Origin of the sequence: Fertoeibacter niger, assembly GCF_009380135.2 — a bacterium.
GTDB lineage: Bacteria > Pseudomonadota > Alphaproteobacteria > Rhodobacterales > Rhodobacteraceae > Fertoeibacter > Fertoeibacter niger.
The window spans coordinates 281,046-295,205 of sequence record NZ_WHUT02000005.1 but is presented as its reverse complement, the minus strand read 5'-3'; the positions used below and the strand labels follow the sequence as shown (position 1 = coordinate 295,205).

General features: G+C 63.1%; 15 protein-coding genes. 9 read left to right on the top strand and 6 right to left on the bottom strand.

Going from position 1 to position 14,160, the window contains the following annotated elements; all coding sequences use genetic code 11:
* The first annotated feature begins 15 nt into the window (after positions 1–15).
* The 6 genes from GEU84_RS10920 to zapE all read left to right on the top strand — a co-directional run bounded on the left by GEU84_RS10920 (position 16) and on the right by zapE (position 6,771).
* Positions 16–648 carry a PIN domain-containing protein gene (locus GEU84_RS10920; RefSeq protein WP_174539776.1) on the top strand — a complete coding sequence of 211 codons (633 nt, stop codon included), beginning with the start codon at positions 16–18 and terminating at the stop codon, positions 646–648.
* The gene (gene recF, locus GEU84_RS10915) at positions 632–1,735 is read left to right on the top strand and encodes a DNA replication/repair protein RecF (RefSeq protein WP_152826352.1); all 1,104 of its coding nucleotides are present in this window, start codon (positions 632–634) and stop codon (positions 1,733–1,735) included. Before GEU84_RS10920 ends, recF begins: the two co-directional genes overlap by 17 nt.
* Before the next feature lie 36 nt (positions 1,736–1,771).
* The gene (locus GEU84_RS10910) at positions 1,772–2,392 is read left to right on the top strand and encodes a LysE family translocator (protein ID WP_152826349.1); all 621 of its coding nucleotides are present in this window, start codon (positions 1,772–1,774) and stop codon (positions 2,390–2,392) included.
* 80 nt (positions 2,393–2,472) lie between these two features.
* A complete protein-coding gene (gene gyrB, locus GEU84_RS10905) occupies positions 2,473–4,908 on the top strand; it encodes a DNA topoisomerase (ATP-hydrolyzing) subunit B (protein WP_152826347.1) in 2,436 nt (811 codons plus the stop codon).
* Between the two features lie 54 nt (positions 4,909–4,962).
* Positions 4,963–5,649, top strand: a complete 687-nt coding sequence (locus tag GEU84_RS10900) for an exopolysaccharide biosynthesis protein (protein WP_152826345.1) — start codon at positions 4,963–4,965, stop codon at positions 5,647–5,649.
* Between the two features lie 45 nt (positions 5,650–5,694).
* On the top strand, positions 5,695–6,771 hold the full coding sequence (zapE, locus tag GEU84_RS10895; RefSeq protein WP_152826343.1) for a cell division protein ZapE: 1,077 nt from the start codon (positions 5,695–5,697) through the stop codon (positions 6,769–6,771).
* A gap of 32 nt (positions 6,772–6,803) precedes the next feature.
* Here the strand turns inward: zapE and GEU84_RS10890 are convergent, their stop codons facing one another.
* Both GEU84_RS10890 and serB read right to left on the bottom strand, forming a co-directional pair.
* A complete protein-coding gene (locus tag GEU84_RS10890) occupies positions 6,804–7,295 on the bottom strand; it encodes a GNAT family N-acetyltransferase (protein ID WP_152826341.1) in 492 nt (163 codons plus the stop codon).
* Positions 7,292–8,164, bottom strand: coding sequence for a phosphoserine phosphatase SerB (gene serB, locus GEU84_RS10885; protein WP_152826339.1), 873 nt, complete (start codon positions 8,162–8,164; stop codon positions 7,292–7,294). Before serB ends, GEU84_RS10890 begins: the two co-directional genes overlap by 4 nt.
* A gap of 144 nt (positions 8,165–8,308) precedes the next feature.
* Here serB and GEU84_RS10880 point away from each other — a divergent pair, with 144 nt between their 5' ends.
* The 3 genes from GEU84_RS10880 (at position 8,309) to GEU84_RS10870 (ending at position 11,939) form a co-directional block, all read left to right on the top strand.
* On the top strand, positions 8,309–9,466 hold the full coding sequence (locus GEU84_RS10880; RefSeq protein ID WP_152826337.1) for a phosphoserine transaminase: 1,158 nt from the start codon (positions 8,309–8,311) through the stop codon (positions 9,464–9,466).
* Between the two features lie 43 nt (positions 9,467–9,509).
* Positions 9,510–11,105: a phosphoglycerate dehydrogenase gene (gene serA, locus GEU84_RS10875; RefSeq protein ID WP_152826335.1), complete on the top strand. Its 1,596-nt coding sequence runs from the start codon at positions 9,510–9,512 to the stop codon at positions 11,103–11,105.
* Between the two features lie 105 nt (positions 11,106–11,210).
* Positions 11,211–11,939, top strand: coding sequence for a metallophosphoesterase (locus GEU84_RS10870; RefSeq protein ID WP_152826324.1), 729 nt, complete (start codon positions 11,211–11,213; stop codon positions 11,937–11,939).
* A gap of 6 nt (positions 11,940–11,945) precedes the next feature.
* Here the strand turns inward: GEU84_RS10870 and GEU84_RS10865 are convergent, their stop codons facing one another.
* The 4 genes from GEU84_RS10865 to GEU84_RS10850 are packed head-to-tail and all read right to left on the bottom strand — an operon-like array spanning position 11,946 to position 14,159.
* Positions 11,946–12,143: a DUF2783 domain-containing protein gene (locus GEU84_RS10865; RefSeq protein ID WP_152826318.1), complete on the bottom strand. Its 198-nt coding sequence runs from the start codon at positions 12,141–12,143 to the stop codon at positions 11,946–11,948.
* The gene (locus GEU84_RS10860) at positions 12,140–13,696 is read right to left on the bottom strand and encodes an FAD-dependent oxidoreductase (protein ID WP_152826313.1); all 1,557 of its coding nucleotides are present in this window, start codon (positions 13,694–13,696) and stop codon (positions 12,140–12,142) included. The genes GEU84_RS10865 and GEU84_RS10860 overlap by 4 nt, the downstream gene beginning before the upstream one ends.
* A gap of 11 nt (positions 13,697–13,707) precedes the next feature.
* Positions 13,708–13,989, bottom strand: coding sequence for a hypothetical protein (locus tag GEU84_RS10855; RefSeq protein WP_152826308.1), 282 nt, complete (start codon positions 13,987–13,989; stop codon positions 13,708–13,710).
* Positions 13,959–14,159, bottom strand: a complete 201-nt coding sequence (locus GEU84_RS10850; RefSeq protein WP_152826303.1) for a hypothetical protein — start codon at positions 14,157–14,159, stop codon at positions 13,959–13,961. The genes GEU84_RS10855 and GEU84_RS10850 overlap by 31 nt, the downstream gene beginning before the upstream one ends.
* Position 14,160: the final 1 nt, after the last annotated feature.

The window sequence follows — 14,160 nt, the reverse complement described above, 5'->3', positions numbered from 1 at the left end:
CGTGGGGGCGTCTATGTGGATGGTTTCAACCTTTATCATGCCCTCGACGACTTGCGGCAACCTTACCTCAAGTGGTTGAGCTTGCGCCGCCTTGCCGAGAAGTTTTCACGAGGGCATGCCCATGAAATCAGTGAACTGGTGTTCTGCACGGCGTTTTTTCCAGGGGACTTTGACAAACGCAAACGCCACGAAGCCTATAACGCTGCTCAAGCAGCCCAAGGCGCTCGGATCGTGTTGGGACACACGACGAAGGAACCGATGACTTGCAGGGCCTGCACTTCGCGCTGGGATCAACCCAGAGAGAAAGAAACCGACATCAATGTTGCACTTTCCGCCTATGCCGATGTCGCAAGATCTTCAGTCGATGTGATCTTTCTGGTGACGGCGGATACCGACCAGGCTGCCACACTTCGCTTTGTGCGCGACAATTTTCCTCGAATCAAACGCGTCGTGGTCACGCCGCCCGGACGCGAAAAATCCAAGCATCTCAGGGATCTGTCTGACGCAAACATCGGGCTTAGCCTGGGCGACATCGACGAGGCGATACTGCCCGCGATGTTCGAGAACCCAGCAGGCAAGTTGATTGTCCGTCCCGCTCCTTATGCACCTCCCTCAGGGTGGGTTCACCCTCATGATCGACCAAAGTAACATTGCCATCACATCCCTGAACCTGTCGCATTTCCGCAGCCACCGGGCGGCGCGGATGGTGTTTGACGGGCGGCCCGTGGCGCTGGTCGGGCCGAATGGTGCGGGCAAGACGAATATTCTCGAGGCGGTGTCGCTGCTGTCACCCGGGCGCGGCTTGCGGCGCGCGGGGGCCGAGGAAATCGCCCGCAGGCCCGAGGCGCTGGGCTGGAAGGTCAGCGCGGAACTGCGCGGCGTGGCCGGCTGTCACGAGGTGGAAACCTGGGCCGAGGGCGACGGCGCGCGGCAGGTGCGGGTGGATGGCAAGGTGGCCACCCAGATTGCCTTGGCACGGATCATGCGCATGGTCTGGCTGGTGCCCGCCATGGACCGTCTGTGGATCGAGGCGGCAGAGGGGCGGCGGCGGTTTCTGGACCGTTTGACGCTGAGTTTCGCGCCGGATCATGCCGAGGCGGTGCTGGCCTATGAAAAGGCGATGCGCGACCGCAACCGCCTGCTGAAGGATCAGGTGACGGATGCCCATTGGTATGCGGCGCTGGAGGGCCAGATGGCGGCGGCGGCGGCGCTGATTGTCGAAAACCGGGCGGCGACGGTGGCCAGGCTCGCACTGGTGCAGCAGGGGGCCGAAACCGCCTTTCCGCGCGCCGATCTGGCGATCACCGGGCCGGAGGATGAGGCGCAGGGCGATCTGGCCACCGTCTGGGCGGCGGGCCGTCGGCGTGACATGGCGGCGGGGCGCACGCTGGCCGGGCCGCACCGCGCCGATCTGGCGGCGTTCTATGCGGCAAAGGGCATGCCTGCCGACCAGTGCTCTACTGGTGAGCAGAAGGCCCTGCTGATCAGCCTGATTCTGGCCAACGCCCGGGCGTTGGCGGCCGATCTGGGGCAGGCGCCCATTCTGCTGCTGGACGAGGTGGCGGCGCACCTTGACGCCGCGCGGCGCGGTGCTTTGTATGACGAGCTTTGCGCCCTGGGCGCGCAGGCCATGATGACGGGCACCGGGGCCGAACTGTTCGACAGCCTGGGAACCCGCGCGCAGGTTTTTTCAGTAGCCGAACAGAACGGGCTTTCAACGGTCAGGGAAATATGATGACCGGATGCGCACCAATACCGCCGGAGTGACAGAATGACCGTGACACTTGACCAGTTGATCCTCTACGCCGGTGGCATGTTTCTGCTGTTCATCGTGCCTGGCCCAGTCTGGGTGGCGCTGACGGCCCGCGCGCTGACCGGGGGCTTTGCAAGCGCCTGGCCGCTGGCGGTGGGTGTGGCCTTGGGTGATCTGATCTGGCCGCTGTGTGCCGTGTTCGGGCTGGCCTGGATATTGTCGGTCTACGGTGGCTTTCTGGCGGTGCTGCAATGGGTGGCCGCCGCGACCTTTGCCGTTATGGGGCTGATGCTGATCCGCAAACCGGCGGGGCCACTTTCCGCCGACAGCCGCATGACGCGGCCCGGCAGGATGGCGGGATTTCTGACCGGCGTTGCGGCGGTGATCGGCAACCCCAAGGCCATCTTGTTCTATATGGGGGTGCTGCCGGGGTTCTTTGACCTCAGCCGGGTGAACAGCCTTGATATTGCGGCGATTCTGGCGGTTTCCATGCTGGTGCCGATGCTGGGCAATCTGGCGCTGGCCCTGTCGATCGACCGGGCGCGGGCGCTGCTGTCTTCCCCCGCCAGCCTGCGGCGGATCAACGTGATTTCGGGGGGCATGCTGATTGCCGTCGGGGTCGTGATTGCGGTCAGTTGACCACCAAATAATGTGTCTTCGGCGTGACAATCCCCCCCCCAGCCGATATACATCGCGGGTAATGAAAAGGGTGGGTCCGCATGACCGAAGCTGCACGAGTGCCGGAAGAATACGGCGCAGATTCCATCAAGGTTCTCAAGGGGTTGGAAGCTGTCCGCAAACGGCCCGGCATGTATATCGGCGATACGGATGACGGGTCGGGCCTGCACCACATGGTGTATGAGGTGGTCGACAACGGCATCGACGAGGCGCTGGCCGGCCATGCCACGGCGGTAACTGTCATAATTCACGCCGACAGTTCGGTTTCGGTGCGTGACAACGGGCGCGGCATCCCGGTGGATATCCACCAGGAAGAAGGCGTGTCCGCGGCCGAAGTGATCATGACGCAGCTGCACGCGGGCGGCAAATTTGACCAGAATTCCTACAAAGTGTCGGGTGGCCTGCACGGCGTCGGCGTGTCGGTGGTAAATGCGCTGTCTGAATGGCTGGAACTGCGGGTCTGGCGCAATGGCAAGGAACATTTCGCCCGGTTTGAACATGGCGACACGGTAGAGCCCCTGCGCGTGGTGGGCGATGCCCCGGGCGAAAAGGGCACCGAAGTGCGATTTCTGGCCTCGGCCAAGTCGAACATTCCCGAAGGAACGTTCTCTAACCTCGATTATGTGTTCAAGACGCTGGAAAACCGGCTGCGCGAACTGGCCTTTCTGAACTCGGGCGTGCGGATCATATTGGAAGATCACCGCCCGGCCGAGCCGCTGCGCAGCGAGCTTTACTATGACGGCGGCGTGCGGGAATTCGTGAAATACCTTGATCGGTCGAAATCCTCGATCATGGCCGAGCCGATCTATATCGTGGGCGAACGCGCAGGCATCACGGTGGAAGTGGCGATGTGGTGGAATGACAGCTACCACGAAAACGTATTGCCGTTCACAAACAACATTCCGCAGCGTGATGGTGGCACGCATATCGCCGGTTTCCGGGGCGCGCTCACACGCACGATCAACGCCTATGCGCAATCTTCGGGGATTGCGAAAAAGGAAAAGATTGATTTCACCGGCGATGATGCCCGCGAAGGGCTGACCTGTGTGTTGTCGGTGAAGGTGCCCGATCCGAAATTTTCCAGCCAGACCAAGGACAAGCTGGTGTCATCCGAAGTGCGGCCTGCGGTCGAGAATCTGGTGAACGAAAAGCTGGCGGAATGGTTTGAGGAAAATCCCCAGAACGCCAAGATCATCGTCGGCAAGATCATCGAGGCGGCGCTGGCGCGTGAGGCTGCCCGCAAGGCGCGTGAACTGACCCGCCGCAAGACAGCGCTGGATGTGGCGTCATTGCCCGGCAAGCTGGCGGATTGCCAGGAACGTGACCCCGCGAAATCCGAAATCTTTCTGGTCGAGGGTGACTCGGCCGGTGGTTCGGCCAAGCAGGGCCGCAGCCGTTCCAACCAGGCGGTGCTGCCGCTGCGGGGCAAGATCCTCAATGTGGAACGTGCGCGTTTTGACCGCATGCTGGGCAGCCAGGAGATCGGCACGCTGATCACCGCGCTTGGCACCGGTATCGGGCGGGATGAATTCGACATCAAGAAACTGCGCTACCACAAGATCGTCATCATGACCGATGCCGATGTGGACGGTGCGCATATCCGCACGCTGCTGCTGACCTTCTTCTTCCGCCAGATGCCGCAGGTGATCGAGGGCGGGTATCTCTACATCGCGCAGCCGCCGCTTTACAAAGTGGCGCGCGGCAAATCCGAGGTTTACCTCAAGGATCAGGCCGCGCTGGAGGATTATCTGGTGCAGATGGGTGTCGATGGCGCCGTGCTGCGGTTGGGTTCGGGCGAGGAAATCGGCGGTGCCGATCTGGCTCGCGTGGTGGAAGAGGCGCGCGTGGTGCGGCGCATCCTGCAAGCCTTCCCCACCCACTATCCACAAGGAATCCTTGAACAATCGGCAATTGCCGGGGCCCTGCTGCCGGGCCGCGTGGATGCCGATGCGCAGGGTGTGGCCGATACTGTGGCGCGGCGGCTTGATCTGGTGGCCGTCGAATATGAACGCGGCTGGCAGGGCCGGCCCACGCAAGACCACGGTCTGCGTTTCAGCCGTGCCGTGCGGGGTGTGGAGGAAGTGCGCACGCTGGATGGCCCGGTGCTGCGGTCGGGCGAGGCGCGGCGTCTGGCCAGCCACACGGCGGCCTTGCAAGAGGTTTACGCCGAACCCGCACGATTGGTCAGAAAAGACCGTGAGCTGCTGATCCATGGCCCGGTGGACCTGTTGAAAGCCATCCTGACCGAAGGTGAAAAGGGCCTGTCGCTGCAACGCTACAAGGGTCTGGGCGAAATGAACCCCGAACAATTGTGGGAAACCACGCTGGACCCCGAGGCGCGCACCCTGTTGCAGGTGAAGGTCGATGATCTGGCCGAGGCGGATGACATTTTCACCAAGCTGATGGGGGATGTGGTGGAACCGCGCCGCGAATTCATCCAGCAGAACGCGCTGAACGTGGAAAATCTGGATTTCTGACCCGGAACCCCCCATGTGTAGCCAAAGGCGATCACGCACCGGGGGGAAACGTGCATGAACATTCCGGGTGATGACGAGCCTGCGGCAAAAGGGCCGCTGCGCCGTTCCCTGGCGCGGCTGCGGGATGAGGCGGGCAAGCCCCGCCCGCCCCGCCTGTCAGAGATACTGGAGGCGATTGCCGCCGATGCCGGACGCGAGCGCATTTCCGTGGGTGATCTGGTGCTGGCGATGGACGGGCGGGCCTTTGGCGCGCTGCTGCTGATCTTTGCCTTTCCCAACATGCTGCCCACGCCACCCGGCACGGCGGGCATTCTGGGCCTGCCGCTGTTCTATTTGTCCATCCAGATGATGCTGGGGCGGCTGCCGTGGCTGCCAGCCTTCATCGCGAACAGATCCGTGCCGCGTGAAACGCTGGAAATGGTGGTCACGCGGGCAACACCCTGGCTGGCACGGGCGGAAAAGCTGCTGACGCAGCGGCTGTGGCTGTTGGTCAGCCCGGCCGCCGAGCGGGCATTGGGTGCGCTGTGTCTGCTGCTGGCGGTGATTCTGGTGCTGCCGATTCCGTTTGGCAACATGCTGCCGTCGCTTGCGATCTGCGTTCTTGCCCTGGGGATATTGGAACGTGACGGGTTGTGGGTGATCTTCGGCCTGATCGCATCCGCCGTGGCGATTACAGTGGTGGGGGCCCTGGGCTATGCCGTGGTGAAGTCGGCAATCTTCGTGTTCGTAAATGCCTTCTGACAGGGGGGGTCTTTCAGGCCCGCGCGCCGCACGGTATACCACAGCATGCGCCAGACCCTGACCGAGATATACGAGGCCCGCGTGGCAGACGGCACACTGACGCCCGATCCGGCGCAGCAGGCCGTGCTGCCGGTGCTGGAGGATCTGCGCCTGTGGCTGGAATCGAATGCCGAGCGCAAGCGTGGCTTCTTCGGCCTGTTCGCCAAGGCACCCGACCCGCCGCCGGGTCTGTATCTGTGGGGTGGCGTCGGGCGCGGCAAGTCCATGGTGATGGATCTGTTCGTGGCCGGCACCGACATCACCGCCAAGCGCCGCGTGCATTTCCATGCCTTCATGCAAGAGGTGCATCATGGCATGCATGCCGCCCGCAAGACCGGGGTGGATGACCCGCTGCAACCCGTGGCCGACGCGGTGGCGGCAGATGTGCGGCTGCTGGCGTTCGACGAGATGCAGATCACCGACATCACCGATGCGATGATCGTGGGCCGGCTGTTCGAGAAATTGTTCGCGGCGGGGGTGGTGATTGTCACCACATCCAACCGGCCACCGGATGATCTTTACAAGGACGGTCTCAGCCGCGCGCTGTTTCTGCCCTTCATCGACCTCATCAAGGAGCGGTTGCAGGTAGTGCAACTGCAAAGCCCGCATGATTACCGCCAGCACCGCCTGGCTGGGGCACAGGTGTATTTTCACCCGGCGGGCAAGGCCACGGCGCAGATCAGCAGCATCTGGCGTGATTTGACCGGCGGCGCACCCGAGGCCCCCCTGCGCCTGCCGGTGAACGGGCGCGCAGTGGAACTGCCGCGTTTCGCCAATGGCGTGGGGCGGGCGACCTTTTGGGAACTGTGTGCCAAGCCCTTGGGCCCGGCGGATTTTCTGGCAATTGCCGCAGCGGTGCGGGTGCTGATCCTTGAAGACATTCCCCAACTTTCCGCCAGCAACTACAACGAGGCGAAACGTTTCGTCACGCTGATCGACGCATTGTATGAGGCGCGCGTGCGCCTGATCGCATCGGCCGCCGATGAGCCGGAGCGGCTGTATATCGAAGGCTCGGGGGCGTTCGAATTCGAACGCACCGCCAGCCGGCTGCGTGAAATGCAGGCGGCGGACTGGGGGCAATAGACCGGGCGTCTGGCAAGCCGCTGACGTGCCGTTCAGCCCAGATCGAACCGTTTGGAAATCCGGCCCACCTTTGTGCCGTCTTTCAGGCAATAGTCCGGGTCAGTGGCATAGTCACGAAAGCCGCGCTTGGTGTAATAGCCCAGCCCCGGCGCATTGTCGGCGCGGATTGTGGCGTCGATCGTGACTACACCGGCAGCGCGGGCTGTCGCAAGCGTGGCTGCGAACAGGGCCGCACCCGCACCTGACCGCTGCACCTCGGGGTCCACAAATGTGCCCACCTCGGCCCAGTCAGGCGGAAACTGGTCGCTGCGGCCCAACACCTGATAGCCGATCAGCCGCCCCGTGGCATCTTCGGCCACATGGCAGCTTATCGCCTTGGGGTTGCTGATATATTTTTCCACAAACCGGGCTTCGGTAAAGGGCGTTTCATGCGCAGTCGTGCCGCCCACCGCGATGATGCGGTTGATCAGCAGCGTCAGTTCCGGCACATCGGCCAGCGTCGCAGGGCGGATGGTCAGTGTCATGCAAATTCACTCCGGGCATAGCCTTGCAGATACAGCAGCGCCGTCAGGTCGCCATGGTTGATGCGGATGTCGCATTGCGCGGCCACCGCAGGCTTGGCATGCAGCGCCACACCGGCACCCGCCCGTCCCAGCATGCCCAGGTCATTCGCCCCGTCACCGACTGCGATAACATCTGCGGGCGTGATACCCAGCCGCGCCGAAATTTCTTCCAGCGCCCGCACCTTGGCTTCGCGCCCCAGAATGGGTTCTGCCACCGTGCCGGTCAGCAGCCCACCCGCCACATGCAGCGCATTGGCGCGGTTCTCGTCAAAGCCCAGGGCCTGCGCCACCCGGCCGGTAAACGCGGTAAAGCCGCCTGACACGAGCGCCGCATGGCCGCCATTCGCCTTCATCGTGGCCACCAGTTCGCGCCCACCCGGCATATAGGTGATCCGGTTCGCGAACACCCGTTCGATAACCGCCTCGGGCAGGCCCTTCAGCAAACCCACACGTTCACGCAAGGCCGCCTCGAAATCCTGTTCGCCATTCATGGCGCGGGCGGTGATGTCTGCCACATATGCGCCCACCCCCGCCTCGTCCGCCAGTTCGTCAATACATTCCTGCCGGATCATCGTGCTGTCCATATCGGCCAGCAACAACCGCTTTCTGCGGCCTTCCGCGGGCTGAACCACCAGATCCACGGCCAGAGCCTGTAAATCCGCCCAGACATCCCACTGGTTTGCAGGCACCTCCGTCACGGCAAACTCAGCCGCCACGCCCGGCTCCAGCCAGATCGCATTGCCACCCCCCCAGGCGTTGCGCAGCGATTCCACGGTGACACGCTCCAACAAGGGGCGGGCAGGGTCGGTAATCAATGAGACGATATGCATGCAGGCTTCCACCACAAACGTCGCTTTCGCGGCCCGGTGCGGCGCTTTACGACGATTTTCCGGCTTGCGCCAGAGCATGCGGTCAACTATGCCCGTCGGTGGGACACCCTTCCCCAACGAAGGGCATTTATCTGTGAGGATACCATGTCTGACCGTCAGACCCCGGCTGCGCGCCCGGCTAACCCGCGCTTTTCCTCTGGCCCCTGTGCCAAGGTTCCCGGATTTTCCCTTGATATGCTGGCCGACGCGCCCCTTGGCCGCTCGCACCGCGCCGCTGTGGGGAAGGCCAAGTTGAAACTGGCCATCGACCTGACACGCGAGATTCTGGGTGTGCCCGAAGGCTATCGCATCGGCATCGTGCCCGGATCCGATACCGGGGCCGTGGAAATGGCCATGTGGTCGCTGCTGGGCCAGCGCCCGGTGGAAATGCTGGCCTGGGAAAGCTTTGGCGAGGGCTGGGTCACGGATGTGGTCAAGCAGCTGAAACTGGATGCCACGGTGCGCAAGGCCCCCTATGGCGAGATTGTCGATCTGGCGCAGGTCGATTTCGACAAGGACGTTGTGTTTACCTGGAACGGCACCACCTCGGGCGTGCGCTTGCCGAACGGCGATGCGATTCCCGCTGACCGCGCGGGCCTGACGATCTGCGACGCGACCAGCGCCGCCTTTGCCATGGATCTTCCCTGGGACAAGCTGGATGTGGTGACATTCTCCTGGCAGAAAGTGCTGGGTGGCGAGGGCGCGCATGGCATGCTGATCCTTTCCCCCCGCGCGGTGGAACGGCTGGAAAGCTATACCCCGGCCTGGCCGCTGCCCAAGATCTTCCGCCTCACCGCCAAGGGCAAGCTGATCGAAGGCATTTTCGCGGGCGAGACAATCAACACCCCGTCGATGCTGGCGGTGGAAGATTACCTTGTGGCGCTGAACTGGGCGAAATCCATCGGTGGGCTGGCTGGCCTGATCGCACGGGCCGATGCCAATGCCAAGGCCGTGGCCGATTTCGTGGCCGCACATGACTGGATCGCCAATCTGGCGCTTGATCCGGGGACGGCATCGACCACCAGCGTCTGCCTGAAATTCACCGATCTGCGCATCACCGATGGCGAAGCCTTTGCCAAGGCCATTGCGAAACGGCTGGAAAAGCAGGGTGTTGCGCTGGATGTGGGGGCTTACCGCGACGCCCCGCCCGGCCTGCGCATCTGGTGCGGCTCGACGGTGGAAACCGCAGACGTGGCCGCGCTGATGCCCTGGATCGACTGGGCCTTCCACGCAGAGATCGCAGAACTGGCAAAGGCCGCGTAACGCGGCTCGCCTTTCCGAACCTCCATTCATATAGGAGCCTGCCATGGCCCCCCGCGTTCTCGTTTCCGACGAACTTTCCGAAACCGCCGTCCAGATCTTCCGCGACCGTGGGGTCGAGGTCGATTACATGCCGAAACTTGGCAAAGACAAGGAAAAGCTGGCCGAAGTCATCGGTCAATATGATGGCCTTGCCATCCGCTCGGCCACCAAGGTCACCGAAAAGCTGCTGGCGCTGGCGCCCAACCTCAAGGTCATCGGTCGTGCGGGCATCGGGGTGGATAATGTCGACATTCCGGCCGCGTCGAAACAGGGCGTGATCGTGATGAACACTCCTTTCGGCAATTCCATCACCACCGCCGAACATGCCATCGCCATGATGTTCGCCGTCGCCCGGCAATTGCCCGAGGCCAATGCTTCCACCCATGCCGGCAAATGGGAAAAATCCCGCTTCATGGGGGTGGAGCTTTTCAACAAGACGCTGGGCGTTATCGGCGCCGGCAATATCGGCGGCATCGTTTGTGACCGGGCGTTAGGGCTGCACATGAAGGTAGTGGCCTACGACCCCTTCCTCAGTGAAGAACGCGCGAAGACCATGGGCGTGCAGAAGGTAGAGCTTGAAGAACTGCTGCACCGCGCCGATTTCATCACCCTGCATGTGCCGCTGACCGACAAGACCCGCAACATCTTGTCAGCCGAAAACCTTGCAAAAACAAAGCCGGGTGTGCGCATTGTCAACTGCGCCCGCGGCGGTCTGGTGGATGAGGCAGCCTTGGCCGATGCGTTGAAATCCGGCCATGTCGCCGGTGCGGCTTTTGACGTGTTCGCCGTGGAACCCGCCACGGAAAGCCCGCTGTTCGGCCTGCCGAATGTGGTCGTCACCCCGCATCTGGGTGCCGCCACCACCGAGGCGCAGGAAAACGTGGCGCTGCAAGTGGCCGAGCAGATGGCCGATTACCTGTTGACGGGTGCGGTGCAGAACGCGCTGAACATGCCTTCGGTCACTGCCGAAGAGGCCGCCGTGATGGGCCCCTGGGTGAAACTGGCCAGCCATCTGGGTGCTTTCGTGGGCCAGATGACCGATGAGCCGATCAAGGCGATAAACGTGCTTTACGACGGTTCGGTTGCCACGATGAACCTGGCTGCACTGAACTGCGCCACTATCGCGGGCATCATGAAAGCCACCAACCCTGATGTGAACATGGTCTCGGCCCCGATCATTGCCAAGGAACGCGGCATCCAGATCTCCACCACCCGGCAGGAAAAAACCGGCGCTTTCGATGCCTACATCAAGCTGACCGTGGTGACAGACAAGCGCGAACGCTCCATCGCGGGCACGGTGTTTTCCGACGGCAAGCCGCGCTTCATCCAGATCAAGGGCATCAACATCGACGCCGAAATCGGCCGCCACATGCTTTACACCACGAATGAGGATGTGCCGGGCATCATCGGCCTTCTGGGCATGACCATGGGAAAGAACGGCGTGAACATCGCAAACTTCACCCTTGGCCGGTCCGGCGTGGGGCAAGAGGCGATTGCAATTCTCTATCTGGATCAGGCGCTTGATCAAAAGGTGGTGGATACGCTGGAAAGCACCGGCATGTTCCAGCAGGTCAAGCCGCTGCAATTCGACGTGGCCTGAGCCAAGGCTTTGCCTTCGTGCCCCTTCATCTTGGCACAGATATCCCAACGGAGTCCGGGGGCGTAAGGCCCCCGGGGTCCGGCAAACTCCGGTCCGGTGACAAACATGCGCAGCTACGCCATTGGCGACATTCACGGCCATTTCGACCTGCTGAAACGTCAGCATGATCTGATCGCCGATGATTCTGCCCGCCATGGTGCCGCCCCGGTCATCCATCTGGGCGATCTGGTTGACCGGGGCCCCGACTGCGCCGGCGTGATTCAATATCTGATGGATGGCATCGCGGCGGGGCAGGACTGGCTGGTGCTGAAGGGCAACCATGACCGGATGTTCAGCGGCTATCTGGACGACTTCCATTTCCACGACGAAGGGCTGCGCCGGGATCTGAGCTGGCTGCACCCCAAACTGGGTGGCGTGGCCACGCTGGCCTCCTATGGCGTCAAAAATGCAGGTGAACGCCCGCTTCGCCCGGTCTGGGAAGATGCCGTGGCCGCCGTGCCGCAGGCGCATCGCGATTTTCTGGCGGGCCTTCTCACCAAACACCAGCGCGGCGACATCGGGTTTGTGCATGCGGGCATCCGCCCCGGCGTGGCCTGGGATGACCAGACCGAAACCGATCTGATCTGGATCCGCGACGGTTTCCTGATTGACCCCTACGACCACGGCCTGCTGATCGTCCACGGCCATACCGCCCTAGACGCCCCGCAACATTACGGCAACCGGGTGAATATCGACAGTGGCGCGGCCTATGGCGGGCCGCTGACCGCCGTGGCGATCGAGGGGCGCGAGGTGTTTCTCCTCACCCCCGCAGGCCGGGTGCCGCTGCGCCCCTGAAGCCCGTCAGGGCCGCGACTCGCCCCGCGCCAGCGCCAGTGCCTGATCCAGCACCGCCCGGCTGCCTACATGATTGGCCAGCACCAGCACCAGCCGGGCATTCATCGCATGGCTTTCCGCCTCGGTCAGACCCCGGTGCGCCGCCAGCAACGCTGCATAAAACCCGTCGGCATCGGCAATATTCGGCTGTGTGTTCAGGCTCATAGCCGCCCCTCCTGCACTGCGCGCAATGTCGCGGCCACCTCTGCCGCGGCGGGGGCCAGCCAGCGTGCCGCCACCACCTGATCCGGCCGCACCAGATACACCGCCCCTGCCGCATCGCCCAGATAGCGTGCCCTGATCTCGGCCCCGCCCACGACCCGCAAAGGCGTGGTGCCTGCGACCTTGGGCACATCCACCCCGCAGCCCAGCAGCACGAAGCCCCGGCCCAAAGCCTCGCACAGCCAGCCGTTGCCCAGCGGTGCATCCGGCGCCACCGCCCCCGGCCGTGAAGCCGCGGGCAGCGCCGCCACATCAGGCGCATCCGGCATCGGATAGACACAGGGCCGCGACAGCCGCCCGGAATTCACCATCGGACGGGCAAAATCCGCCCGCCCCGCCAGATCCAGCACCGCATCGCGGAACAGCCGCTCCACCCCAGGCTCGGGTGACATGAACCGGGTGGACCGCGCCGAGTTCAGGATATTCTCGTCCGCGCCGAAACACCGTTCGCGGTCAAAGGCCGCCAGCGCATCGGGCGGCGCGCTGCCCAGCACCACAGCCGCCAGACGCCAGCCCAACGCATCGACATCTTGCAATCCGCCATTGCCGCCCCGCGCGCCAAAGGGGCTGACGACATGCGCCGCATCGCCGATGAAAATCACCCGATCCTCGACAAACCGCGTCAGGCGGCGGCACTGGAACGTATAGACCGATACCCAGTCCAGCCGGAAATCCGCGTGCCCCACCACTTTGGCAATGCGCGGTATAACCCGCTCTGGCTGCCGCTCTGCCTCGGGGTTGGCATCCCAGCCCAGTTGCAGGTCGATGCGATAGATGTTGTCGGGCTGTTTGTGCAGCAATGCCGACTGGCCTGCGTGAAACTCCGGCTCAAACCAGAACCAGCGTTCGGGAACACCGTCGCGTTGCATCTCGATGTCGGCGATCAGGAACCGCTCTTCGAACAGTTCGCCGTCAAAATCCAGCCCCAGCATCCCACGCAGGGGCGAACGCGCGCCATCACAGGCCACAACCCATTCCGCTTCAAGGGCATAGCTGCCATCCGGCGTCTCTACCGTCACGCTGGCATGGCTGCCATGCTGCGCCACACCCACTACCTTGTTCTTGAACCGCAGGTCGATCAGGGGCAACGCCTGCGCCCGGGCCACCAGATATTCCTCGACATAGTATTGTTGCAGGTTCACGAAAGCAGGCATCTTGTGCCCGGCTTCCGGCAGAAGGTCAAAGTTGAACACCTCGGCATCGCGGTGAAAGGTACGGCCCACCTTCCACGTCACGCCTTTTGTGACTGCTTGTTCACCTACGCCCAGTCGGTCAAGAATTTCCAGGCTGCGTTTTGACCAGCAGATTGCCCGCGACCCCACCGATACCACATTGTTGTCGTCCAGCACGACCGAAGGCACACCATGATTGGCCAGATCAATCGCCAGGGCCAGCCCCACCGGGCCCGCTCCGACGATAATCACCTTGTGACGCGGCTCCGGGCCGTTCAGGCCCGGCGGGGCGACATAGGGAAAGGGGCGGTAGTCATAGGGCATCGCTCGCTCCGTCAGGATCGGGTGAAGGTGAACAGCAGTATCAGCAACAGCAGCAGGCCGGTCGATCGCAACAAGGCGTTGCGGTCATTGGTAAATTCCGTGTTGCGTAGAAAAGCCCTCAGTGCCGCAAAAGTGGCGCGCATCCCCGGAACGGCCTGCCCCGACATCGCCACGGCATGACGCCGCATGCGAAACAGGCAGCGGAACATGCGCAGGGTCCAGACCGCAAAGGCCAGCGCCTGCGCGCCCAGCAGCACGATCGTCAGCGCGTTTTCCACAATTTCCACCCGCACCAGATTGCCGACCCGCCAAAGAACGCGCCGGCTACACCCACCACCTCGACAAATGCTGGGCCTTCAGGGATGCCGCGCAGCGCCAGTGCCGTGACCAGCAGCGCCAGCCCGGCGACAGAGATTGCCAGCCGCAGCCACAATTCCCGGCGTGGCGGGTCGAACTTGCTCATG

Excerpts from the sequence above, each read along its gene's own strand:
- recF (WP_152826352.1), top strand. The coding sequence starts at position 632 with ATGATCGACCAAAGTAACATTGCCATCACATCCCTGAACCTGTCGCAT.
- GEU84_RS10910 (WP_152826349.1), top strand. The coding sequence starts at position 1,772 with ATGACCGTGACACTTGACCAGTTGATCCTCTACGCCGGTGGCATGTTT.
- gyrB (WP_152826347.1), top strand. The coding sequence starts at position 2,473 with ATGACCGAAGCTGCACGAGTGCCGGAAGAATACGGCGCAGATTCCATC.
- GEU84_RS10900 (WP_152826345.1), top strand. The coding sequence starts at position 4,963 with ATGAACATTCCGGGTGATGACGAGCCTGCGGCAAAAGGGCCGCTGCGC.
- zapE (WP_152826343.1), top strand. The coding sequence starts at position 5,695 with ATGCGCCAGACCCTGACCGAGATATACGAGGCCCGCGTGGCAGACGGC.
- GEU84_RS10890 (WP_152826341.1), bottom strand. The coding sequence starts at position 7,295 with ATGACACTGACCATCCGCCCTGCGACGCTGGCCGATGTGCCGGAACTG.
- serB (WP_152826339.1), bottom strand. The coding sequence starts at position 8,164 with ATGCATATCGTCTCATTGATTACCGACCCTGCCCGCCCCTTGTTGGAG.
- GEU84_RS10880 (WP_152826337.1), top strand. The coding sequence starts at position 8,309 with ATGTCTGACCGTCAGACCCCGGCTGCGCGCCCGGCTAACCCGCGCTTT.
- serA (WP_152826335.1), top strand. The coding sequence starts at position 9,510 with ATGGCCCCCCGCGTTCTCGTTTCCGACGAACTTTCCGAAACCGCCGTC.
- GEU84_RS10870 (WP_152826324.1), top strand. The coding sequence starts at position 11,211 with ATGCGCAGCTACGCCATTGGCGACATTCACGGCCATTTCGACCTGCTG.
- GEU84_RS10865 (WP_152826318.1), bottom strand. The coding sequence starts at position 12,143 with ATGAGCCTGAACACACAGCCGAATATTGCCGATGCCGACGGGTTTTAT.
- GEU84_RS10860 (WP_152826313.1), bottom strand. The coding sequence starts at position 13,696 with ATGCCCTATGACTACCGCCCCTTTCCCTATGTCGCCCCGCCGGGCCTG.
- GEU84_RS10850 (WP_152826303.1), bottom strand. The coding sequence starts at position 14,159 with ATGAGCAAGTTCGACCCGCCACGCCGGGAATTGTGGCTGCGGCTGGCA.